General features: G+C 72.1%; 20 protein-coding genes and 1 riboswitch. Of the genes, 16 read left to right on the plus strand and 4 right to left on the minus strand.

Going from position 1 to position 22536, the window contains the following annotated elements:
- Positions 1-119 precede the first annotated feature (119 nt).
- The gene (locus ACIOGZ_RS31475; RefSeq protein WP_363581928.1) at positions 120-917 is read right to left on the minus strand and encodes a rhomboid-like protein; all 798 of its coding nucleotides are present in this window, start codon (positions 915-917) and stop codon (positions 120-122) included.
- A 565-nt stretch (positions 918-1482) separates the two neighbouring features.
- Between ACIOGZ_RS31475 and ACIOGZ_RS31480 the strand changes: the two genes are divergently transcribed.
- The 6 genes from ACIOGZ_RS31480 to ACIOGZ_RS31505 all read left to right on the plus strand — a co-directional run bounded on the left by ACIOGZ_RS31480 (position 1483) and on the right by ACIOGZ_RS31505 (position 9960).
- Positions 1483-2220, plus strand: a complete 738-nt coding sequence (locus ACIOGZ_RS31480) for a response regulator transcription factor (RefSeq protein WP_063351140.1) — start codon at positions 1483-1485, stop codon at positions 2218-2220.
- Positions 2221-2312: 92 nt separating this feature from the next.
- The gene (locus ACIOGZ_RS31485) at positions 2313-3443 is read left to right on the plus strand and encodes a cell wall metabolism sensor histidine kinase WalK (RefSeq protein WP_063347842.1); all 1131 of its coding nucleotides are present in this window, start codon (positions 2313-2315) and stop codon (positions 3441-3443) included.
- 282 nt (positions 3444-3725) lie between these two features.
- Entirely contained in the window at positions 3726-7487 is a 3762-nt protein-coding gene (locus tag ACIOGZ_RS31490; RefSeq protein WP_400988557.1) for a multifunctional oxoglutarate decarboxylase/oxoglutarate dehydrogenase thiamine pyrophosphate-binding subunit/dihydrolipoyllysine-residue succinyltransferase subunit, read from the plus strand.
- Between the two features lie 126 nt (positions 7488-7613).
- A complete protein-coding gene (locus ACIOGZ_RS31495) occupies positions 7614-7793 on the plus strand; it encodes a DUF6104 family protein (RefSeq protein WP_063347844.1) in 180 nt (59 codons plus the stop codon).
- 225 nt (positions 7794-8018) lie between these two features.
- Positions 8019-8927, plus strand: coding sequence for a DUF4097 family beta strand repeat-containing protein (locus ACIOGZ_RS31500; protein WP_363581924.1), 909 nt, complete (start codon positions 8019-8021; stop codon positions 8925-8927).
- A 1-nt stretch (position 8928) separates the two neighbouring features.
- On the plus strand, positions 8929-9960 hold the full coding sequence (locus tag ACIOGZ_RS31505) for a PadR family transcriptional regulator (protein ID WP_363619329.1): 1032 nt from the start codon (positions 8929-8931) through the stop codon (positions 9958-9960).
- 284 nt (positions 9961-10244) lie between these two features.
- Here the strand turns inward: ACIOGZ_RS31505 and ACIOGZ_RS31510 are convergent, their stop codons facing one another.
- Both ACIOGZ_RS31510 and ACIOGZ_RS31515 read right to left on the minus strand, forming a co-directional pair.
- A complete protein-coding gene (locus tag ACIOGZ_RS31510; RefSeq protein ID WP_400988559.1) occupies positions 10245-11207 on the minus strand; it encodes a zinc-binding dehydrogenase in 963 nt (320 codons plus the stop codon).
- A gap of 125 nt (positions 11208-11332) precedes the next feature.
- Positions 11333-12526, minus strand: a complete 1194-nt coding sequence (locus ACIOGZ_RS31515; protein ID WP_363588855.1) for an NADP-dependent malic enzyme — start codon at positions 12524-12526, stop codon at positions 11333-11335.
- Between the two features lie 1007 nt (positions 12527-13533).
- Here ACIOGZ_RS31515 and ACIOGZ_RS31520 point away from each other — a divergent pair.
- From ACIOGZ_RS31520 to ACIOGZ_RS31535, 4 genes are all read left to right on the plus strand, one after another.
- Entirely contained in the window at positions 13534-14463 is a 930-nt protein-coding gene (locus ACIOGZ_RS31520; RefSeq protein WP_400988560.1) for an ABC transporter substrate-binding protein, read from the plus strand.
- A 37-nt stretch (positions 14464-14500) separates the two neighbouring features.
- The gene (locus ACIOGZ_RS31525; RefSeq protein ID WP_350879646.1) at positions 14501-15475 is read left to right on the plus strand and encodes an amino acid ABC transporter permease; all 975 of its coding nucleotides are present in this window, start codon (positions 14501-14503) and stop codon (positions 15473-15475) included.
- Positions 15472-16269: an amino acid ABC transporter ATP-binding protein gene (locus ACIOGZ_RS31530; RefSeq protein WP_363588850.1), complete on the plus strand. Its 798-nt coding sequence runs from the start codon at positions 15472-15474 to the stop codon at positions 16267-16269. Before ACIOGZ_RS31525 ends, ACIOGZ_RS31530 begins: the two co-directional genes overlap by 4 nt.
- Before the next feature lie 113 nt (positions 16270-16382).
- Positions 16383-16973: a CGNR zinc finger domain-containing protein gene (locus ACIOGZ_RS31535; RefSeq protein ID WP_363588848.1), complete on the plus strand. Its 591-nt coding sequence runs from the start codon at positions 16383-16385 to the stop codon at positions 16971-16973.
- A 26-nt stretch (positions 16974-16999) separates the two neighbouring features.
- On the opposite strand, the gene sodX is transcribed toward ACIOGZ_RS31535, so the two are convergent.
- Positions 17000-17434, minus strand: a complete 435-nt coding sequence (sodX, locus tag ACIOGZ_RS31540; protein WP_363588859.1) for a nickel-type superoxide dismutase maturation protease — start codon at positions 17432-17434, stop codon at positions 17000-17002.
- A 223-nt stretch (positions 17435-17657) separates the two neighbouring features.
- Between sodX and sodN the strand changes: the two genes are divergently transcribed.
- From sodN to ACIOGZ_RS31570, 6 genes are all read left to right on the plus strand, one after another.
- Positions 17658-18053 (plus strand): superoxide dismutase, Ni, encoded by a 396-nt coding sequence (sodN, locus tag ACIOGZ_RS31545; protein WP_063347853.1) that lies wholly within the window; start codon positions 17658-17660, stop codon positions 18051-18053.
- An 88-nt stretch (positions 18054-18141) separates the two neighbouring features.
- Positions 18142-18280: riboswitch (cobalamin riboswitch) on the plus strand.
- Between the two features lie 89 nt (positions 18281-18369).
- Complete coding sequence (locus ACIOGZ_RS31550; RefSeq protein ID WP_400988561.1) at positions 18370-19452, plus strand: FecCD family ABC transporter permease; 1083 nt, start codon at positions 18370-18372, stop codon at positions 19450-19452.
- On the plus strand, positions 19452-20216 hold the full coding sequence (locus tag ACIOGZ_RS31555) for an ABC transporter ATP-binding protein (RefSeq protein ID WP_363588844.1): 765 nt from the start codon (positions 19452-19454) through the stop codon (positions 20214-20216). The genes ACIOGZ_RS31550 and ACIOGZ_RS31555 overlap by 1 nt, the downstream gene beginning before the upstream one ends.
- A 22-nt stretch (positions 20217-20238) precedes the next feature.
- A complete protein-coding gene (locus ACIOGZ_RS31560) occupies positions 20239-21234 on the plus strand; it encodes an ABC transporter substrate-binding protein (RefSeq protein WP_400988563.1) in 996 nt (331 codons plus the stop codon).
- Between the two features lie 71 nt (positions 21235-21305).
- Positions 21306-21794, plus strand: a complete 489-nt coding sequence (locus ACIOGZ_RS31565; RefSeq protein ID WP_400988565.1) for a GNAT family N-acetyltransferase — start codon at positions 21306-21308, stop codon at positions 21792-21794.
- Between the two features lie 249 nt (positions 21795-22043).
- Positions 22044-22454 carry an anti-sigma regulatory factor gene (locus tag ACIOGZ_RS31570; protein WP_350879653.1) on the plus strand — a complete coding sequence of 137 codons (411 nt, stop codon included), beginning with the start codon at positions 22044-22046 and terminating at the stop codon, positions 22452-22454.
- Positions 22455-22536 lie beyond the last annotated feature (82 nt).

Here is a 22536-nt window from a genome sequence, read left to right on the forward strand (position 1 = left end):
GCGCGCCGGATGTTCCCGGGGCGGCGTTCGCCGTGAGCGAACAGGAGCGGGTGTGGAGCGAGCAGGGGGAGGGCGAGGGAAGTGCCGTCAAAAGCGCCCGGGGGCGACACCCGGAAGGGTCAGCGCACGTCCAGGACCGGAGCGCCGCCCGGCGCGGGCGAGGAGCCCGCGGCCGGCGCCTCGACCCGGCGCGTCCGCGGCTTCGGCCGCGGCCGGCGGGCCTGGGCCCGGCGCAGCCAGCGCCACAGCGCCACCCCGGTGAGCACCGCGGCCGGGTGCCCCACGGCGGTGACCAGGTCCCGCTCGGTGAGGATCTGCTCGGCGATCAGCAGCCCGGCGCCGCCGAGCGCGACCAGCCGCCCGCGCCACGGCAGCAGCCCGGCCACCGCGCCCAGACAGGTGAGCACGCCGTAGCTGACGCCGATGTCCAGGTAGTCCAGTGCCCCGGCCTCCATCCGCCCGGTCTCCACCGCGGTGATCACCACGCCCTGGGACAGCAGCGTGGCCGTGACGTGCCCGATCGCGAAGACCGCCGCCGCCCGGGCGGGGCCGATCCGGCGCTCCAGCGGCGCGAGGGTGACGGCGAATCCCCACAGGTACGGCATCCACACCTCGCCGGCCACCCAGAAGCCGCTGAGCACCAGCGCGCGCAGGGGGTGCTGCAGGAGGTTGTGGCCGTCGGAACTGGAGGCCTCCTGCAGCCGCTGCACGAGTTCCGGATCGGCGAGTTTGGCAAAGGTCGTGGTGGCGCCCACCACGGCGAGATAGCCGAGGGTGAAGGGGTTTCGCCGGGGTGTCGGCACCCGCGCCAGCAGCCACTCGACGACGCCGGTGCGCAGACCGTGCCGGAGCATCCCGTACGGCGGGCCGGCGGGCGGCGCCCCGACCCGTCCGGCACCTCGCCGCAGTCCAGCCATGCCGCCCTCCGCTCCACGCCGGCAGCCACCGGCCCCTCACCCAGGTGCCCAACGTACCGGCGCGCGCCGCGGATCCCGCCCTGCGGGGGCGTTGTCGTGGCCACGTTACGTCGAGGTTCTGAGAGGCATCTGAGAAAAGCCGGTGAAGACCGTCAGGAAACCGGTCGACCGGATTCCTGATATTGGTCCAGACCTTCTTTCGGCGAGCGCGCCGACAGGGGCTCTGACCGGCGACTTGGCGTCAACTCGACTGCATACGTACCGTTACGCAGAGAAAAATCGCCGGGTAAGGTATCGGCCCGTGCCCACTCGTGCAGTGGGCTCCGAGGGCGGCCCGACAGCCGGCCCACGGGCCGGAAACGTCCGGTCCACCTGCCGGGAGGCATCCGCTGTCCGTACGCTGCGAAGTGCGCGGGAGAAGTGGGCGGGCGACAATCCGCCCGCCGACCCGCACGCACGACGGGACGGCGGACCCGGCACAGTCCACGACGGAACAAGACTACGAGCGGAGTCCCGCCATCCCCACAGGTGGCCGGCCCGCAGCCCTGGGGGCGGTGGCGTGACCGTGACAGAACTTCAGCAGGACAACAACCACAGCGGCGGCACGGTGAGCAGCCAACGCAGAGTGCTGGTGGTGGAGGACGAGCCGACGATCGCGGAGTCGATCGCGGCCCGGCTGGGCGCGGAGGGCTTCAAGGTCGCCGTGGCCCACGACGGGCCGGGCGCGGTCGACGGCTTCCACACCTGGCAGCCGGACCTGGTGGTCCTCGACATCATGCTGCCCGGCTTCGACGGCCTTGAGGTGTGCCGCCGGATCCAGGCGCAGCGCCCGGTGCCGGTGCTGATGCTGACCGCGCGCGACGACGAGACGGACCTGCTGGTCGGCCTCGGCGTGGGCGCCGACGACTACATGACCAAACCGTTCTCGATGCGCGAACTGGCCGCCCGGGTCAACGTGCTGCTGCGCCGCGTCGAGCGCGCCCAGCAGGCGGCCCGCACGCCCGCGCTCGGCTCGCTGCGCTTCGGCGAGCTGGAGATCGACCACGTGCAGCGCCGGGTCCGGCTCGCCTCGGGCGACGTCCACCTGACGCCCACCGAGTTCGACCTGCTCGCCTGCCTGGCCGCGCAGCCGCGCGCCGTGCTGACCCGCGAGCAGCTGCTGGCCGAGGTCTGGGACTGGACGGACGCGTCCGGCACCCGCACCGTGGACAGCCACGTCAAGGCGCTGCGCCGCAAGATCGGCGCGAGCTGGATCCGTACCGTCCACGGCGTCGGGTACGCGCTGGAGGCCCCGCTCTCCTAGCGGCGAGCCTCGGGCGACGGGCCTCCGGGGGGCCCGTGTCCCGAACTGCCGCGCACCACGCGGGGGACGTACGCGGGGATCACAGGGGACCAATGACCTTTCCACAGCAACGCAACGGGGACACCGGCGGCACGCGGTCGCAGACGCTGGCCGCCCGCGCCGCCCGCCGGGTCTGGGCCGACATCCGGCCGCTCGACCCGGTCCGCTCGATCAAGGGCAAGCTCGCCCTGCTGGTGATCGTCTCCGTCTTCCTGGCCACCGGCATGGTGGTCGTGGCGATCCGGTCCGAGACCCAGATCCGGATCATCATGGTCTTCTCCATGATCGCCTCGCTGCTCTTCATGCAGTTCCTCGCGCACGGGCTGACCGCCCCCCTGCGCGAGATGACGGCCGCCGCCCGCGCGATGGCCTCCGGCGACTACAGCCGCCGGGTCGAGGTGAACTCGCGCGACGAGATCGGCGAACTGGCGACCACCTTCAACCAGATGGCCGCCGATCTGGGGGCCGCCGACCGGCACCGCCGCGAGCTGGTCGCCAACGTCTCGCACGAGCTGCGCACGCCCATCGCCGCGCTGCGCGCCGTGCTGGAGAACGTGGTGGACGGCGTCGTCCAGCCCAATCCGGCGACCCTGGGGGCCGCCCTGGAGCAGACCGAGCGGCTCGGCCGCCTGGTCACCCACCTGCTGGACCTCTCCAAGATCGACGACGGCGTTGTCGACCTGGACGCCCGCCCCTTCGAGGTGCGCGAGTTCCTGGACGGCGTGCTGCGCGGGGTCACCGTGGACGGCGCGACGGCCGGCGGGGCGTTCTCCCGGCGCGGCGACGTCCGGCTGGCGCTGGAGGTCAGCCCGACCGGCCTGACCGGCGTGGCGGACCCGGAACGGCTCCACCAGGTGGTCGCCAACCTGGTCGACAACGCCTGCAAGCACTCCCCGCCCGGCGGGACCGTGACGGTGCGCGCGCGGCCCGACGGCGGGCCCGGCGGCCTGCTGCTGGAGGTCGAGGACGAGGGCCCGGGCATCCCGCCGGCCGACCGCGGCCGGGTGTTCGAGCGGTTCAGCCGCAGCGGCACCGCGACCGCCCAGGGGCCCGGCTCGGACGGCGGCACCGGCCTCGGCCTGGCCATCGCCCGCTGGGCGGTGGACCTGCACGGCGGTCGGATCGCGGTCGCCGAGTCGCCGCGCGGCTGCCGGATCGAGGTCCGGCTGCCGGGGCAGCGCTGAGGGTCGGATGTGTCACAGAAGCGACACAGACGTACACGAAGATCATTGGATGATCCGCATGGGGCTTTGTCCGGTTTTGCCCGGATATGCCCTATGGGTGGAGGCGATCGCTTCCCCTCAGATACGGCTTTCTAACGCACATTTTCAGCCAAACTGCAGGTCAGGACTGTGATCTGGGCGACGCCTGGGTCCCGGGGACTGCGCGATCACTGGTCAGGGGCGTAGCCTTAATCCCCGCTGTCCAAACATCCCAAAAGGAAGCGGAAGAGGGCGGTTGCCGCCGTGTCGCCACAGTCCCCTGAAACCCCCAATAGCTCGGCTAGCTCCACTGGCTTCGGTCCCAATGAGTGGCTCGTCGATGAGATCTACCAGCAGTACCTCCAGGACCCGAACTCGGTCGACCGAGCCTGGTGGGACTTTTTCGCCGACTACAAGCCCGGTACCGAGGTGACCCCAGTGACCCAGGCCGCGACCCAGGCCGGCCCCACGCCGACCCCTGCCGCTGCCCCCGCGCCCGCTGCTGCTGCTCCGGCCGCGACCGCCCCCGCCGCACCGGCCGCCCCGGCCGCTCCGGCGCCGGCCCCCGCGCCGCTCGCCGCAGCTCCCGTCGCGCCCCCGGCCCCGGCCCCCAAGGCCGCCGCCCCGACCGCTCCGGCCGCCGCCGCGGCGGACGCGCCCGCCGGCCCCGAGCTGATCCAGCTGCGCGGCCCGGCCAAGGCCGTCGCCACCAACATGGACGCCTCGCTGGAGGTGCCGACCGCGACCTCGGTCCGCGCGGTACCCGCGAAGCTGTTGATCGACAACCGCATCGTCATCAACAACCACCTGCAGCGCGCCCGCGGCGGCAAGGTCTCCTTCACCCACCTGATCGGCTACGCCCTGGTCCAGGCCATCAAGGCCGCCCCGGGCATGAACTACAGCTACAAGGTGGAGAACGGCAAGGCCTTCCTGGTCAAGCCCGAGCACGTCAACCTCGGCCTGGCCATCGACCTGGTCAAGCCGAACGGCGACCGCCAGCTCGTCGTCGCGGCCATCAAGAAGGCCGAGACCCTCGACTTCTTCGGCTTCTGGCAGGCCTACGAGGACATCGTCCGCCGGGCCCGCGCCAACAAGCTGACCATGGACGACTTCACCGGCGTCACGGTCTCGCTGACCAACCCCGGCGGCATCGGCACCGTGCACTCCGTGCCGCGCCTGATGCAGAACCAGGGCACCATCGTCGGCGTCGGCGCCATGGAGTACCCGGCCGAGTTCCAGGGCTCCGCCCCGGAGACCCTGTCCCGCCTGGGCGTCTCCAAGATCATGACGCTGACCTCGACCTACGACCACCGCGTCATCCAGGGCGCGGCGTCCGGCGAGTTCCTGCGCGAGATCCACCGCCTCCTCCTCGGTGAGAAGGGCTTCTACGACGAGATCTTCGAGTCGCTGCGGATCCCGTACGAGCCGGTCCGCTGGGCCACCGACGTCGCCACCACCCACGACGACGAGGTCAACAAGACCGCCCGCGTCATGGAGCTGATCCACGCGTACCGCGTGCGCGGCCACCTGATGGCCGACACGGACCCGCTGGAGTACAAGCAGCGCAAGCACCCCGACCTGGACGTCACCACCCACGGCCTCACCCTGTGGGACCTGGAGCGCGAGTTCGCGGTCGGCGGTTTCGGCGGCCAGAAGATGATGAAGCTCCGCGACATCCTCGGCCTGCTGCGCAACACGTACTGCCGCACCGTCGGCGTCGAGTACATGCACATCCAGGACCCGAAGCAGCGCAAGTGGCTGCAGGAGCGCCTGGAGAAGCCCTACTCCAAGCCCGAGCGCGAGGAGCAGCTGCGCATCCTGCGCCGGCTGAACTCGGCCGAGGCCTTCGAGACCTTCCTGCAGACCAAGTACGTCGGGCAGAAGCGCTTCTCGCTGGAGGGCGGCGAGTCGCTCATCCCGCTGCTGGACGCCACCATCGACGCCGCCGCCGAGCACCGCCTCGACGAGGCCGTCATCGGCATGGCCCACCGCGGCCGCCTGAACGTGCTGGCCAACATCGTCGGCAAGCCGTACGGCAAGATCTTCGGCGAGTTCGAGGGCAACCTCGACCCGAAGTCGATGCACGGCTCCGGCGACGTGAAGTACCACCTCGGTTCCGAGGGCACCTTCACCGGCCTGGACGGCGAGACCATCAAGGTCTCGCTCGCCGCGAACCCCTCCCACCTGGAGACGGTCGACCCGGTCGTCGAGGGCATCGCCCGCGCCAAGCAGGACATCCTGGACCAGGGCGGCACCACCTTCCCGGTGCTGCCGATCCAGATCCACGGCGACGCGGCCTTCGCCGGCCAGGGCGTCGTCGCGGAGACCCTGAACATGTCGCAGCTGCGCGGCTACCGCACCGGCGGCACGATCCACCTGGTGGTCAACAACCAGGTCGGCTTCACCGCCGCCCCGGCGTCCTCGCGCTCCTCGATGTACTGCACCGACGTGGCCCGGATGATCGAGGCCCCGATCTTCCACGTCAACGGCGACGACCCGGAGGCCGTGGTCCGCGTCGCGCGGCTCGCCTTCGAGTTCCGCCAGACGTTCCACAAGGACGTCGTGATCGACCTCATCTGCTACCGCCGCCGCGGTCACAACGAGGCCGACAACCCGTCGTTCACCCAGCCGCTGATGTACGACCTGATCGACAAGAAGCGCTCGGTGCGCAAGTTGTACACCGAGGGCCTGATCGGTCGCGGCGACATCACCATGGAAGAGGCGGAGCAGGCGCTCCAGGACTTCCAGGGCCAGCTGGAGAAGGTCTTCGCCGAGGTCCGCGACGCCGCCCAGACCCCGGCCCCGGCCACCGCCGGCAAGCCGGTCGCCGACTTCCCGGTCAACATCCAGACCGGCATCTCCCAGGAGATGGTCAAGCGGATCGCCGCCTCGCAGGTCAACCTGCCGGACTGGCTGACCGTCCACCCGCGCCTGCTGCCGCAGCTCCAGCGCCGCGCCGCCTCCGTCGAGGACAACACCATCGACTGGGCGACGGGCGAGACCCTCGCCATCGGCTCGCTGCTCATGGAGGGCCACCCGGTCCGCCTGGCCGGCCAGGACAGCCGCCGCGGCACCTTCGGCCAGCGGCACGCCGTCCTGATCGACCGCAACACCGGCGAGGACTACACCCCGCTGCAGTACCTCACCGAGGACCAGGCCCGCTACACCGTCTACGACAGCCTGCTGTCGGAGTACGCGGCGATGGGCTTCGAGTACGGCTACTCGCTGACCCGCCCGAACTCGCTGGTCATGTGGGAGGCGCAGTTCGGCGACTTCGTCAACGGCGCGCAGACCGTGGTGGACGAGTACATCGCCTCCGCCGAGCAGAAGTGGGGCCAGCACTCGGGCGTCACCCTGCTGCTGCCGCACGGCTACGAGGGCCAGGGCCCGGACCACTCGTCCGCCCGCCCGGAGCGCTTCCTGCAGCTGTGCGCGCAGAACAACATGACGGTCGCCATGCCGACCCTGCCGTCGAACTACTTCCACCTGCTGCGCTGGCAGGCGCACAACCCGCACCACAAGCCGCTGGTCGTCTTCACCCCGAAGTCGATGCTGCGTCTCAAGGCCGCGGCGAGTGCGACCGAGGAGTTCCTGTCCGGCTCCTTCCGCCCGGTCATCGGTGACAACACCGTCGACCCGGCGCAGGTGCGCAAGGTCGTCATCACCGCCGGCAAGTTCTACTACGACCTGGCGGCGGCCCGCACCGAGCGCGGCGTCACCGACACCGCGATCGTCCGGGTCGAGCGGCTCTACCCGCTGCCGGTGGCCGAGCTCCAGGAGGAGCTCGCCCGCTACGGCGACGACGTCCAGTTCGTCTGGGCGCAGGAGGAGCCGGACAACCAGGGCGCCTGGCCGTTCATCGCGATGAACCTGGTCGACCACCTCCAGGTCGTCGTCGGCCGCAGCGCCAACGGCTCGCGGCTGCGCCGCGTCGCCCGCACGACGGCCTCGTCCCCGGCGGTCGGCTCGGCCAAGCGGCACGCCGCCGAGCAGCAGGCGCTGATCGAAGAGGTCTACTCGCTCTGAGGCCCTGACGCCCCGAGGCGCTGGAGCACCGACGCCCGCGGCCCCCGTCCTCCCCTGGGAGACGGGGGCCGCGGGCGTCCCCGACTATCCTGACCAGGTCAATCCCCATCGGACCGGAGTGAACCCGTGTACTTCACCGACCGCGGCATCGAGGAGCTGCAGAACCGGCGCGGCGACGAGGAGGTCACCTTCGAGTGGCTGGCCGAGCGACTGCGCGAGTTCGTCGACCTCAACCCGGACTTCGAGATCCCCGTCGAGCGGCTGGCCACCTGGCTGGCCCGGCTCGACGACGAGGACGACGAGTGACCGGTGCGGTGCCGTCGCACTGAACCGCTGATGAGGGGCCCGGGAGGCGATCGCCTGCCGGGCCCCTCACGTATCCGCGCCCGCCCGTAGGGGGCGCCTCGGGGGCGGCTCCGGGACGGCTCAGGGATGGGATCCGGGACGGCGCGCTTGACTTGCGCGTCACGCGATATATCGTCTTTGGAAGAGAACGCGATACATCGCGATCGGCAACGGGAGGCGGCAGAGATGAGCCAGTGGACGGTCGAGGGACCCGAGAGGATCACCATCGACGAGGCGGTCCGGGCGCTGCACGTGCGGATCATCGAGGGCACGGTGAACGTGGTGGCGGCCGAGGGCCCGGCCCGCCTGGAGGTCACCGAGCTCCAGGGCGAGCCGCTGCACGTGACCCTGGTGGACGGCGTCCTGACGGTCACCTACAAGGACATCAACAGCTGGGGCGAGTTCGGCGACCGGCTCAAGTCGGTCGACGCGGTCAAGGGCTTCTTCAGCTCCTTCAAGCGCAAGCGCGTCGCCGGCGTCACCCTGACCGTTCCGGCCGACGCCGAGGTCAAGGTCGGCACCGTCTCGGCCGACGCCACCGTCTCCGGGATCACCGGCCACGTCTCGGTGCAGAGCGCCAGCGGCGACGCCACCCTGGTCGGCCTGACCGGCCGCACCGAGGCCAACACCGTCACCGGCGACGTCGACGCCCAGTCGGTGGCCGGCCAGCTCAAGGTCAACACCGTCTCCGGCCAGCTCACCGTCGTCGCCGGCACCGCCGACCGGGTCCAGGCCAACGCCGTCACCGGCGCCGTCACCCTGGACCTCGACGTCGCCAACCCGGCCGACGTCAAGGTCACCACCGTCAGCGGCCCGGTCGTCATCCGGATCCCCTCGCTGGCCGACGCCAAGGTCGAGGCCGGCTCCACCAGCGGCGACATCTCCAGCACCTTCGACGGCCTCAAGCTCAGCGGCAGCTGGGGCGCCAAGCGCCTGTCCGGCCAGCTCGGCGACGGCCGGGGCAGCCTCGCCGTGACCACCGTCTCCGGCGGCGTCACCGTGCTGCGCCGCCCCGACCCCGAGGACGAGGCGCCGGTGGTCGTCAAGGAGCTCCCGGCCGGACTCGGCAAGCCCGACCTCACCAAGGAGGCGTGAGATGACGCCCGTGTTCGGCCACGGCCGGCTCCGGCTCTACCTGCTGAAGCTGCTCGACGAGGCCCCGCGGCACGGCTACGAGGTGATCCGCCTGCTGGAGGAGCGCTTCCAGGGCCTGTACGCGCCCTCCGCCGGGACGGTCTACCCCCGGCTCGCCAAGCTGGAGCAGGAGGGCCTGGTCACCCACAGCACCGAGGGCGGCCGCAAGGTCTACCGGCTGACCGACGCCGGGCGCGCCGAACTGGAAGCCCGACAGGGCGAGTTGGACGACCTGGAAGTGGAGATCCACGACTCCGTGGCGCAGTTGGCCGGGGCGATCCGCGAGGACGTCCGGGACAGCGCCAAGGACCTGCGCGAGGAGCTGTGGCAGGCCGCCCGGCAGGCCCCCCGGCCGGACCGCGCCGAGGGCGGGGACCCGTGGTCCGGACCGTGGGGCGACAACGAGTCCTGGCAGCGCGCCAAGGAGGAGTTCGCCCAGTTCAAGCGGCAGGCCAAGGACCAGGCCAAGCGCGCCCGGGAGCAGGAGAAGGCCGCCAAGGCCAAGGCGAAGGCCGCCGAGGAGGAGGCCCGCAGGCTGCGCGAGCAGGCCAAGGCCTCGCGGACGGCCGCTCAGCAGGAGGCGCTGCGGATCAAGCGCCGGGTCGAGCAGCAGGTGCGCGAGCACGCCGCGAAGGGCGACTGGCCGACCGGCCTGGCCGAGGGCCTGGCCGAGCTGACCAAGGGCCTGTCCGGGCTGGCCGACGCGGCCCGCTGGGGCCAGTCGGCCGACGGGCCGGCCGAGGAGGTCACCGTCACCCGGATCGACCTGGACAAGGACGAGCCGACCACGCCGACCGCCCCGGCCGACCTGCCGCCGTGGGCGCGGACCGACCCGGCCGGCGACCCGGCCCGCGAACTGGAGCGGCTGCTCGACCGCTTCCGCGACCAGGTCCGCGACGCGGCCCGGGACGGCGGCGTGAGCAGCGACAAGCTGGCCGAGGCCCGCTCGGTGCTGGGCTCGGCCGGCGAGCGGCTGAAGCGCCTGCTCGGCTGACCGGCAGGCCGCCGGACCACCACCGGCCCCGGGCGCGCCCCCCCCGGGGGGGGGGCCGGGGCGCGGGGGGGGGGCCCCCCGCCCCCCCCCGCCGCGCCCCCCCCGCGCGGCGCGCCGCCCCGGCCCCCCCCCCCCCCCCGCCCGGCCCCGCCCCCCGGCGGGGCCGGGGCCGGTCCGCGTCAGGGCCGCACCGGCGTCAGAGCCGGACGGCGCCAGGGCCGGACGGCGCCAGGGCCGCAAGACGTCACGGCGTCACGGCGTCACGGCGTCACGGCGTCACGGCGTCACGGCGTCAGCACGATCTTGCCGAAGACGTCGCCCTTGGCGAGCCGCGCGAAGCCGTCCCGGGCCTCTGCCAGCGGCAGCACCGAGTCGATCACCGGCCGGACGCCGCTGGTCGCGCACAGCGAGAGCAGCCCGGCCAGTTCCTCCTTGGTGCCCATCGTCGAGCCGACCACCTTGAGCTCCAGGAAGAAGATCCGGTTCAGCTCGGTGGCGCTCGGGTTGGGGCCGGAGGTGGCACCGGAGATGACGACGGTGCCACCCGGGCGCAGCGCCTTCACCGAGTGCGCCCAGGTCGCGGCGCCGACCGTCTCCATCACCGCGTCCACCCGGGCGGGCAGCCGGGCGCCGCTCTCGAAGGCGGCGTCGGCGCCGAGTTCGACCGCCCGGCGGCGCTTGGCCTCGTCCCGGCCGGTGACCCAGATCCGCAGCCCGGCGGCCTTGCCGAGGACGATCAGCGCGGTCGCCACGCCGCCGCCCGCGCCCTGCACCAGGACGGTGTCACCGGGCTTGACCCCGGCGTTGGTGAACAGCATCCGGTAGGCCGTCAGCCAGGCCGTGGGCAGGCAGGCGGCCTCTTCGAAGCTGAGTTCGGCGGGCTTGGGCAGCAGGTTCCAGGTGGGCACGGCCACCTGCTGGGCGAAGGTGCCCTGGTAGCGCTCGGTCAGGATGGACCGGGGTTCGTCCGGGCCCACCCCGTGGCCGCTCTGGCCGATCACCGAGTGGAGGACGACCTCGTTGCCGTGCTCGTCGACACCGGCGGCGTCGCAGCCGAGGATCATCGGCAGCCGTCCGGCGGGCAGGCCGACCCCGCGCAGCGACCACAGGTCGTGGTGGTTGAGGCTGGCGGCCCTGACCGTGACCACGCTCCATCCGGGGCGGGCCTGCGGCTCGGGGAGTTCACCCAACTCCAGTCCGCTGAGCGGGTCATCGGCGTCGATACGTGCGGCGTAGGCAGCAAACATGCTGCGGACGATAGCCGCGCCGGCCGGGGCCGGGAACCACGCGCGGGTGTGACGCGTGTCCCGGCCCCGGCCGTGTCGGCGGCGGCGCTCCCGCCGGGTCCTGCCCGGCAGCGGCGACCGGATCGTCAGATCCGGGCCACGCCCTCGGCCCGGGCGGCCTCGGCGACGGCCTTGGTGACCGCCGGGGCGACCCGCTCGTCGAACGGCGAGGGGATGACCTTCTGCGGCGTCAGCTCGTCGGCGACGACACCGGCCAGTGCCTTGGCGGCGGCCAGCTTCATGCCCTCGGTGATCCGGCTGGCCCGCACCTGGAGGGCGCCGGCGAAGATGCCGGGGAAGGCCAGCACGTTGTTGATCTGGTTCGGGAAGTCGCTGCGCCCGGTGGCGACGACCGCCGCGTACTTGTGCGCGACCTCGGGGTGGATCTCCGGGGTGGGGTTGGCCATCGCGAAGATGAACGCGCCCGCGGCCATGGTCGCGACGACCTCCTCCGGCACGGTGCCGCCGGAGACGCCGATGAACACGTCGGCGCCGGCCAGCGCGTCGGCCAGGGTGCCCCTGAGCCCGGTGCGGTTGGTCAGTTCGGCGATCTCGGCCTTGACGTCGGTGAGGTCGCCGCGGCCGTCGTACACCACGCCCTTGCGGTCGCAGACCGCGACGTCGCCGATGCCCGCCGCCACCAGCATCTTGGCGATGGCGATGCCGGCCGCGCCGGCGCCGGAGATGACGGCCCGCAGCGAGCCGATCTCACGGCCGGTCACCTTGGCCGCGTTCCACAGGGCGGCGGTGGTGACGATCGCGGTGCCGTGCTGGTCGTCGTGGAAGACCGGGATGTCCACGGCCTCCTGGAGCCGGCGCTCGATCTCGAAGCAGCGGGGGGCGGAGATGTCCTCCAGGTTGACGCCGCCGAAGGAGGGCGCCAGCCGCACCACGGTCTCGACGATCTCGTCGACCTCGGTGCAGGCGAGCGCGATCGGCACCGCGTCCACGCCGCCGAACTGCTTGAACAGGATGGCCTTGCCCTCCATCACGGGCAGGGAGGCCTCCGGGCCGATGTCGCCGAGGCCCAGCACGGCGGTGCCGTCGGTGACCACGGCGACGGTGTTGGACTTCCAGGTGTAGTCGTTGACCAGCTCCGGCTGCTCGGCGATGGCCGTGCAGACGCGGGCGACACCGGGCGTGTAGGCGAGGGACAGGTCGTCCGCGTCGCGCACCGGGACGGTCGCCCGGATCTCCATCTTGCCGCCGCGGTGGAGCGCGAAAACGGCGTCGACCGGATCGACGGTGTCCTGGGTGCTGCTGATGATCTCCGCTGCCACGATGACCTCTTCGTCATTGATCTGGCGAGGGTGCGCGACCGACGGACAGGACGACCCGTCCGGAAACCGGAAACCGGGTACGCCGAAGCGGACCCGGGGGCTGGGTCGGGGCGCTGCCGTCGGGCGGCGCCCTCGGATGAGGGTTTTATGGGTCTTGTTGGTCCGCGTAGTGCTTCCGGGCCGAGCGTAGGACGGACCAAGGCATCGCACCTATGCCTTTTCGTCCTCGTCACGTGCAGTTCATCGCCGAGCTGTCGCGTCACTGGGGCCCGGCGTCGGAAGCGCCGGGCTCCGGCGGCGGCAACGGTGATGGCGGCACGCGCACCCGCAGGAGTGAACGCAGACGCGCTGGGGAGTCGGCGTCCCGGATACGGAGCCACGTGATGACTTCCGTTCCCGGACACCCCGAGCCTGTCGGGACTCGTCGGTCTGGTTCGAGCGTTCGGGGGTCACCCGGTACCGAATTCTGACACACCCGCCGCCGGGCCCGGCAGGGCGGGATGGCCGGATCGCGTGTCCGCCATTTCGCGTACACCCGCGCGTCACCGTGGCGGCCGCACACCCCTGCGCCGTGGTCGACGGCGGCATCCGAGCCGGGGCGGCGGGCCTCCGGGCACCGGGCGGGGGGATCTGCATACTTATGCACGGAGTGACAGGAACACGGAATAAGTCCGAATAGCGGACAGCCCGGGCCCTCGTTATCCGATTTTGATCTGGATGAGGGCCATCCGACCGTCCACAGATGGCAGGATTCCCCCCATCTCGGATCGAGCCGGCCACTGGTCGAGGCGGTTCGCTCGACGTCCACCTCGGCGGAGGGTGGCGGAAGCAGTACCCCGTAGCAACCTGGGCGGCCCTGCCGCGCAGGCATCGCACCACCCGGCCCTGCACGTACGACGACGTACAGCGAAATACACCCGTACAGCGCCGCACGGCCCTGCCACCCCGGTGTGCCGCCCCCGCGGCGCGCTCCGCCCGCCCCTCTCCCTCAGGAGGAGATCCCCCTCATGACCGCCCGTACCCAGCGCACCCGGCTTCTCGCGGCCGGCGCGGTTGCCGCCTCCGTCACCCTCGTCCTGACCGGCTGCAGCAGCAGCAAGAGCGACGGTGGCAGCGGCGCGCCCAACGCCTCCGCGACCGTCAACGCGGTCAAGGCCGACGACAAGCTCGCCGCCCTCGTCCCTGCCGACGTCAAGTCCTCCGGCAAGCTCGTGGTCGGCGCGGACGCCTCGTACGCGCCGGACGAGTTCAAGGACGACAGCGGCAAGGTCATCGGCATGGACGTGGACCTGGCCAACGCCATCGCGGCCAAGCTCGGACTGAAGGCCGACGTCCAGGACTCCGGCTTCACCGCGATCATCCCCGGCATCCAGTCGAACAAGTTCCAGCTCGGCATGTCGTCCTTCACGGACAACAAGGAGCGCGAGCAGATCGTCGACATGGTGACCTACTTCAACTCCGGCAGCGCCATCGCGGTCAAGAAGGGCAACCCCGACAAGGTCGACCCCGCCGACCTGTGCGGCAAGAAGGTCGCCGTCCAGACCGGCACCACCCAGGCCGACGAGATCAAGGACACCCGCAACCCGGACTGCGCCAAGAACGGGAAGCCGGGCATCCAGAACGACGGCGACAAGTTCGACCTCCAGACGGACGTCACCAACGCCGTCGTCTCCGGCCGCGACCAGGCGATGATGGCCGACTCCCAGGTCGTCGACTACGCGATCAAGCAGGCCGGCGGCCAGCTGGAGAAGCTCGGCTCCACCTACGGCGTGGCCCCCTACGGCGTCGCCGTCACCAAGGGCTCCAAGCTCACCCCCGCGATCCAGGGCGCCGTCCAGTCGCTGATCGACGACGGCACCTACAAGCAGATCCTCACCAAGTGGGGCGTCGAGTCCGGCGCCCTCGACAAGTCGACCGTCAACGGCGCCGTGAACTGACCGTCCGCCTGCTCCATCTCTCCCCCGAGGCCACACCGTGAACTCTCTGGACAAGGGGAAGGCGGAGGAGGGACGGCCTGAGACCATCAAGGCCGTCCCGGTCCGCCACCCCGGACGCTGGGTGGGCGCCGTCGTCATCGCCCTGCTCGCGGCGATGCTGCTGAGCGCCCTCTTCACCAACCCCGCTTTCAAGTGGGACATCGTCGGGCAGTACCTGTTCCACGACAGCATCGTGCACGGCATGGTCGTCACGCTGGAACTGACCGTCCTCTCCATGCTGATGGGCGTGATCGGCGGCATCGTCCTCGCCGTGATGCGCCTGTCCCCGAACCCCCTGCTCTCCGGCACCGCCTGGATGTACATCTGGGTCTTCCGCGGCACCCCGGTGCTGGTGCAGCTGGTGTTCTGGAACTTCCTCGGCCTGATCTGGGCCAAGCTGTCGATCGGCGTCCCGTGGGGGCCGGAGTTCTGGTCCGCGGACACCAACGTCCTGATCCCGACCTTCGTCGCCGCCCTGCTGGGCCTCGGCCTCAACGAGGCCGCCTACATGGCGGAGATCGTCCGCGGCGGCATCCAGTCGGTGGACGAGGGCCAGACCGAGGCCGCCCACGCGCTCGGCATGAGCCGGTTCCAGACCATGCGCCGGATCGTCCTGCCCCAGGCCATGCGGGTGATCATCCCGCCGACCGGCAACGAGACCATCTCGATGCTCAAGACCACCTCGCTGGTCAGCGTGATCTCCCTGGAGGAGATCTTCCGGGCCGGTCAGGTCATCTACTCCCGGAACTACCAGAACATCCCGCTGCTGATCGTGGTCAGCCTCTGGTACCTGTTCTTCACCTCGCTGCTGACCATCGGCCAGTACTACATCGAGCGCTACTACGCCCGCGGCTCCAACCGGACCCTCCCGCCCACCCCGTTGCAGCGGCTGCGGGGCCTGTTCGCCGGGAAGCCCGCCCCGAAGACCGGCGCCGACGTCGTCCCGGGGCTCGAGGGAGGTGGTCACGTATGACCGACCTGAGCAAGACCCCGGCCGCCGCCACCGGACAGCCGATGGTGCGCGCCGAGGGCGTCCACAAGTCCTACGGCTCCGTGCACGTGCTCAAGGGCATCGACCTGGAGGTCAAGCAGGGCGAGGTGTTCTGCCTGATCGGCCCCTCCGGCTCCGGCAAGTCGACCTTCCTGCGGTGCATCAACCACCTGGAGAAGATCAACGGCGGACGCCTCTGGGTGGACGGCGAACTGGTCGGCTACCAGCAGAAGGGCGACAAGCTCTACGAGCTCAAGGACCGCGAGGTCGCCGTCAAGCGGCGCGACATCGGCATGGTCTTCCAGCGCTTCAACCTGTTCCCGCACATGACGGCCGTCGAGAACGTCATGGAGGCCCCGGTCCAGGTCAAGGGCGAGAGCAAGGCCGCCGCCCGGGAGCGGGCGATGGTCCTGCTGGAGCGGGTCGGCCTCGCCGACAAGGCGAAGAACTACCCCTCCCAGCTCTCCGGCGGCCAGCAGCAGCGCGTCGCGATCGCCCGCGCGCTGGCCATGAAGCCCAAGCTGATGCTGTTCGACGAGCCCACCTCGGCGCTCGACCCCGAACTGGTCGGCGACGTCCTCGACGTCATGCGCGGCCTCGCCGAGGAGGGCATGACCATGGTGGTCGTCACCCACGAGATGGGCTTCGCCCGCGAGGTCGGCGACGCGCTGGTGTTCATGGACGGCGGCGTGGTGGTCGAGTCCGGCAACCCCCGCGAGGTGCTCACCGACCCCCGGCACGAGCGCACCCGCGCCTTCCTCTCCAAGGTGCTGTAGAACCGTACCGACCGGCGCCCGGCAGGCTGCTCCTGCCGGGCGCCGACGTTTTCCCCACCCAGGTAATAGGCTGGACGCAATCAGCCCGTTACCGACCTTCTGGAAGGACCTCCGTGGAGCTCGCCTCGTACGCCGATCTCGCCGTTCGGCTGGTGAACACCGAGGAGCCCGGGCGCGGCACCGACACGCTGACGTCCGTGGACGCGGTGCGCGGCCTGTTCTCCGACTCCTCACGGGCCGCCGCACAGGCCGACGAGTCCGACCTGCCCCGGCTGCGGGCGGTGCGGACCAGGCTGCGCGGGGTCTTCGAGGCCGCCGCCGAGGGCGACGAGATCCGGGGCGTCGACCTGCTGAACAGCCTGCTGATGGAGTACCCGGTCAGCCCGCTGGTCTCCGGGCACGACTACCTGGACGACGCCGGCCGGCCGCGCTGGCACCTGCACCTGGCCGACAACTCGCCCACCGCCACCGCGCACTTCAGCGCGGTCGCCTGCATGGGCCTGGCCGTCCACCTGACCGAGCTGGGCGCCGACCGGCTCGGCATCTGCCAGGCCGCGCCCTGCCGCAACGCCTACCTGGACACCTCGACCAACCGCTCCCGCCGCTACTGCTCGGACCGCTGCGCGACCCGCGCCAACGTCGCCGCGTACCGGGCCCGCAAGCGCCAGGAGGCCGAGGCCGCGGCACTCGGCGCCGCCGGCTAGGTCCTGTCCGGGCCGGGCCCAGGGGGTCAGAGCTCGTCCGCCCAGACGCCCAGGCGGCGGGCCAGACCCGGCACCCGGGCCAGCCGGGTGCCCAGCAGCAGCCGCTCCAGCCGCCGCCCCGGCGCCAGCCAGGCCGGGCGCGGGCGCAGCCGCAGCAGCACCCGGCCGAGCACCAGCTCGTCCGGGACCGGGCCGTAGCTGCGGCTGTCGCTGTCCACCGGCCGGTTGTCGGACAGCAGCCACCAGCCCCTCGGACGCCGCTCGGCGGCCCGCTTCACCACCAGCAGGTCCTGCTGGAAGGGGTGCCGGAAGAGCACCACCGCGCCGGGCCGGATCGGCGCGCCGTAGCGCACCAGCAACTGGTCGCCCTCGCGCAGGGTCGGGACCATCGACGGGCCCGCCACGTCGACCAGCCCGAACGGCACCGCGCCGCCGCCCCGGCCCCGGGGTTCCGTGCCCATCGGTTCCGCGTCCGCCGGTTCCGTGCTCCGCGCCACGACTCCTCCTCCCGGACCGCCCGGTCCCAGTCTGCCGTACGGACCGTCACCCCGTTCGATCCGTTCGATGTCCGGATTACCCCGGTTCCGGGTCCGCCTTTTGCCCTAGGCCCACCGCCCGATCGCGAAACCCCGGGTGCGGAAGGGTAATCTCGGGCGCGGGAAGACGATCTAAGGAAGGACTCCCATGTTCTCTCGTCTGTTTGCACCGCGCGCCACCGCCCACGCCCACTGTGACCTGCCCTGCGGCGTGTACGACCCGGCGCAGGCCCGGATCGAGGCCGAGTCGGTCAAGGGCACCCAGGAGAAGTACCAGGCCAACGAGGACCCGGCTTTCCGCACCCGCGCCCTGATCATCAAGGAGCAGCGTGCCGAGGCCGTCAAGCACCACATCTCGGTGCTGTGGAGCGACTACTTCAAGGCCCCGCACTTCGAGAAGTACCCGCAGCTGCACCAGCTGATCAACGACACCCTGAAGGCCGCCTCGGCCGCCAAGGCGTCCACCGACCCCGCCACCGGCCAGGCCCTGCTGGACCTGATCGCCGAGGTCGACAAGATCTTCTGGGAGACCAAGCAGGCCTGAGCCTGACGCGTCGCCACCCGACCGCCCCCGTCCGCGAGCCCGGACGGGGGCGGTCGTGCGTTCACGCCCCATCCGAGCCCGGTAAGGGTTGCCTAGCCTGAGTGGCTGTTATGCTGCCAGGGCGTCCGAGGGGGAAGTCCGGTGTGAATCCGGCGCTGACCCGCAACGGTGAGCACGGCCCCGGGGCCGCGCCAGCCCGATCGCCCCCGGCCGCTGAACTCCCGACAACTCGCCGTGGACTGCGAGGGGATGGCGCCCGGGCCCGCGCCCGACCGGTGCCGCCCCCGCGCACCCGCGGCCCGAGGCAAGGCGCACCGTGAGCAGCACCGCAGCCGCGGGCAGTGGCGCAACGAGCCCGCCCGCCCGCCGAATACCCGCCCTCCCGCTCGCCGTCGGCCTGGCCGCCGCCCTGCTGCTCTCGCTGCTCTGCGGCGTGGCGCTGGGCGCCTCCGGGATCGGCCTGCCCCGCGCCCTGCGGCTGCTGGCCGCCGGGCTGACGGGCGGACGGCTGGAGGCGGACGAGGCCGCCGCCTACGCGATCGTCTGGGAGATCCGGCTGCCGCGCGCCGTGCTGGCCTCGGTGGTCGGCGCCGGGCTGGCCGCCACCGGGGTCGCCGTCCAGGCCCTGGTGCGCAACGCGCTGGCCGACCCGTTCGTGCTCGGCATCTCCTCCGGCGCGGCCGTCGGCGCCAACGCCGTGCTGCTGCTCGGCGCCTTCGCCTCGCTCGGGGTGTGGGCGATCTCGGCCTCCGCGTTCGGCTCCGCGCTGGTCGCCATGGTTCTGGTCTACCTCGCGGCGCGCACGGCCTACGGGCTCACCCCGCTGCGGCTGGTGCTCACCGGCACCGCGCTCTCCTACGGCTTCTCCGCCGTCACCGCGCTGATGGTCTTCGCGGCCGCCCGAGGCGAGGCCGCCCGGGACGCCATGATGTGGCTGCTCGGCAGCCTCGGCGGCGCCACCTGGGGCTCGGTGCCGATCGCCGCCGCCACCGTGCTGGCCGGCCTGGCGTACCTGGCCTGCGCCGCCGGCCGGCTGGACGCGCTCGCCATGGGCGACGAGACGGCCGCCTCGCTGGGCGTGGACCCGGACCGGCTGCGCCGCGAGCTGTTCGTGGTGACCGCCGCCGTCACCGGCACGGTGGTGGCCGTCAGCGGGGCGATCGGCTTCGTCGGGCTGATGGTGCCGCACCTGGCCCGGATGCTGGTCGGCGCCGGGCACCGCCGGGTGCTGCTGGTCGCGCCGCTCGCCGGGGCGCTGCTGCTGGTCTGGGTGGACATCGTCTCGCGCACCCTGCTGGCGCCCGCCGAACTGCCGGTCGGGGTGGTCACCGCGGTGCTCGGGGTGCCCTGTTTCCTGCTGCTGATGCGCCGTCGCGGCTATTCCTTCGGAGGCCGCTGATGGATCTCGCCCTGGACTCCGTCTCGGTCGAGCTGGCCGGCGCCCGGCTGGTCCACGACGTCGCCCTGGACGCCGCCGCCGGGCAGGTGGTCGGACTGGTCGGGCCCAACGGCAGCGGCAAGTCGACGCTGCTGCGCTGCGTCTACCGGGCGCTGCGGCCGGCCGCCGGGGCCGTCCGGCTGGACGGCGCGGACCTGCACGCGCTGACCGCGCGCGAGGCCGCCCGGCGGGTGGCCGCACTCCCCCAGGAGCACTCCGCCGAGTTCGACTTCACGGTGGCCGAGGTGGTCGCCATGGGCCGGTTGCCGCACCGGCGCGGGCTGGGCGGCCCGGGTGCGGACGACCACGCGCGCTGCACGGAGGCGCTGCGCAAGGTCGGCGCCGAACAGTTGGCCGGGCGGGGCTTCCTGAGCCTGTCCGGCGGCGAGAAGCAGCGGGTGCTGATCGCCCGCGCGCTGGTCCAGGAGCCCCGGCTGCTGGTGCTGGACGAGCCCACCAACCACCTGGACATCGGCCACCAGTTGGACGTGCTGGCGCTGGTCCGGGAGGCCGGCCCGACGGTGCTCACCGCGCTGCACGACCTCAACCTGGCGGCCGGCCACTGCGACCTGCTGTACGTGCTGCGGGCCGGCCGGATCGTCGCCTCGGGGCCGCCCGCCGAGGTGCTCCGACCCGCCCTGCTGGCCGAGGTGTTCGGCGTCCGGGCCACCCCCGTCCGGCACCCGGTGACCGGCGCCGTCCAACTGCTCTTCGACCGGATCTGACCCACCCCCCGAAGGAACCCCCGTGCGCACCAAGGCCGTTGCCATCACCGCCCTGCTCACCCTCGGGCTCACCGCCTGCGGCGCCGAGATCGCCCCGAGCGGCGACGCCACCGCCGCCTCCGCCCACTACCCGGTGACCGTGGAGAACTGCGGCACCAAGCTCACCTTCCCGCAGAAGCCCGCCCGGACGGTGACCAACGACGTCGGCATCACCGAGCTGATGCTCGCCCTCGGCCTGGCCGACCGGATGGCCGGCTACGTGATGCCCGACGACAAGGGCCGGGTCGACCAGGTCGCCTGGAAGGACGGCTACCAGCAGACCGCGTGGCTCTCCAAGAAGGAGATCACCAAGGAGATCGTGCTGGGCGCCAAGGCCGACCTGGTCTTCGCCGGCTGGCACTACGGCTTCGACGAGGGCCGCGGCTTCACCCCGCAGGCGCTCAAGGACCTCGGCATCCCCTCGTACGTGCTCAGCGAGTCCTGCCGCAGCGGCAAGGGCACCGAGCGCGGCGTGATGTCCCCGCTGGACGCGCTCTACACCGACCTGGCCAACCTCGGCGAGATCTTCGACGTCCGCGACCGGGCGGACAAGCTGGTCGCCGATTTCAAGGCGCAGGTCGCCGCCGCCCCGCAGCCCGAGCGCCGGCCGTCCGTGTTCCTGTACGACAGCGGGCAGGACAAGCCGTACACCGCCGGGAAGTTCGCCGCGGCCGACGAGATCATCGCCAAGGCCGGCGGGGCCAACGTGATGGGCGACCTCGCGGACACCTGGGTCACCGTCGGCTGGGAGAGCGTGGTCCAGCGCGACCCCGAGGTGATCCTGATCAACAACTACGGCGAGACCGGCGCCGACGCCAAGCGCGCCTTCCTGAAGTCCTTCCCGCCGCTGGCCGGCGTCTCGGCGGTCAGGAACGACCGGATCTTCGTCCTGGACTACGTCGACCTGGTGGAGAGCCCGCGCAACCCGGCCGCGATCACCGCGCTGGCCGACTACCTGCGCACCGTCCCCGCCCGCTGACCCGCCCGCCCCCGGCCCGGGCCCCGGCCCGGGCCTGGGCCGGGGGCGGGGACGCGCAGTAGGCTCGCGGCATGATCCGCACCGCCGTCGTGACCGACGTTCCCGTCATCCTCGCCCTGATCCGCGAGCTCGCGGAGTACGAGAAGGCCCCGCAGGAGGCCGTGGCCACCGAGGAGCAGCTGCGCGACGCCCTGTTCGGCGCCAACCCCGCGCTGTTCGGCCTGATCGCCGAGGACGACGCCACCGGCGAGCCGGTCGGCTTCGCGGTCTGGTTCCTCAACTTCTCGACCTGGCGCGGCACCCACGGGATCTACCTGGAGGACCTGTACGTCCGCCCGCTGTCCCGCGGCGGCGGCCACGGCAAGGCGCTGCTGCTGGAACTGGCACGGATCGCCGTCGAACGCGGCTACGCGCGGGTGGAGTGGTCGGTGCTCGACTGGAACACGCCCTCGATCGACTTCTACAAGTCCCTCGGCGCGGTGCCGATGGACGACTGGACCGTCTACCGGCTCACCGGCGAGGCGCTCGCCGCCGCCGGCGGCGGCGGCGGCGGTCACTGAACGGACCGCCCGAACCCCTGCCACCCTGCGTCGCGATGGCTTACCATGAGTGACTCCCGAGCCCCGGCCGGCGTGCGGAAGGCGGTAAGGTCTCAGGCGGATACGCGGCGTCCGGTCGCCCCGCGAAGGGTATGACCGGTACGTACCGCACCACCCCTCTGGACAGTTGGGGCGAAGCAGTTGAGCCAAGCAACAGACAGTGCCGCGGCCACCGGCCCGGAAGCACAGCGCGTCACCCAGGAGGTGAGGGTGTCCCAGATCGACGGCGAGCCCGGAGTGCAGGACTTCGTGGAGGTCCGGCTGCCCGCGGCGGGTGCCTACCTCTCGGTCCTGCGAACAGCGACGGCCGGCCTGGCGGCGCGGCTCGACTTCACCCTCGACGAGATCGAGGACCTGCGGATCGCGGTCGACGAGGCCTGCGCCATCCTGCTCCAGCAGGCGGTGCCCGGCTCCGTCCTGACCTGCGAGTTCCGGCTGGTCGGCGACTCGCTGAAGGTGACCGTCGCCGCCCCCACCACCGACGGGAAGGCACCCGAACGGGACACCTTCGCCTGGACGGTGCTCTCCGCCCTGGCCGGCGAGGTCGACTCCTCGGTCGGCGAGGACAAGACCGTGTCGATCAGCCTGCACAAGAAGCGCGGCGGCCCCGTCGCCCACTAGCCGGGGCGTCGACCAGCACCGCACAAGGGCCGTCCGCCCGGTCCCCGATCAGGGGCCGCGCGGGCGGCGCCCGGTACCGCCC

The organism is Kitasatospora sp. NPDC088160 (assembly GCF_044741445.1).
Taxonomy (GTDB): Bacteria; Actinomycetota; Actinomycetes; order Streptomycetales; family Streptomycetaceae; genus Kitasatospora.

Excerpts from the sequence above, each read along its gene's own strand:
- ACIOGZ_RS31475 (WP_363581928.1), bottom strand. The coding sequence starts at position 917 with ATGGCTGGACTGCGGCGAGGTGCCGGACGGGTCGGGGCGCCGCCCGCC.
- ACIOGZ_RS31485 (WP_063347842.1), top strand. The coding sequence starts at position 2,313 with ATGACCTTTCCACAGCAACGCAACGGGGACACCGGCGGCACGCGGTCG.
- ACIOGZ_RS31500 (WP_363581924.1), top strand. The coding sequence starts at position 8,019 with ATGAGCCAGTGGACGGTCGAGGGACCCGAGAGGATCACCATCGACGAG.
- ACIOGZ_RS31505 (WP_363619329.1), top strand. The coding sequence starts at position 8,929 with ATGACGCCCGTGTTCGGCCACGGCCGGCTCCGGCTCTACCTGCTGAAG.
- ACIOGZ_RS31510 (WP_400988559.1), bottom strand. The coding sequence starts at position 11,207 with ATGTTTGCTGCCTACGCCGCACGTATCGACGCCGATGACCCGCTCAGC.
- ACIOGZ_RS31520 (WP_400988560.1), top strand. The coding sequence starts at position 13,534 with ATGACCGCCCGTACCCAGCGCACCCGGCTTCTCGCGGCCGGCGCGGTT.
- ACIOGZ_RS31530 (WP_363588850.1), top strand. The coding sequence starts at position 15,472 with ATGACCGACCTGAGCAAGACCCCGGCCGCCGCCACCGGACAGCCGATG.
- sodX (WP_363588859.1), bottom strand. The coding sequence starts at position 17,434 with ATGGGCACGGAACCCCGGGGCCGGGGCGGCGGCGCGGTGCCGTTCGGG.
- sodN (WP_063347853.1), top strand. The coding sequence starts at position 17,658 with ATGTTCTCTCGTCTGTTTGCACCGCGCGCCACCGCCCACGCCCACTGT.
- ACIOGZ_RS31555 (WP_363588844.1), top strand. The coding sequence starts at position 19,452 with ATGGATCTCGCCCTGGACTCCGTCTCGGTCGAGCTGGCCGGCGCCCGG.
- ACIOGZ_RS31565 (WP_400988565.1), top strand. The coding sequence starts at position 21,306 with ATGATCCGCACCGCCGTCGTGACCGACGTTCCCGTCATCCTCGCCCTG.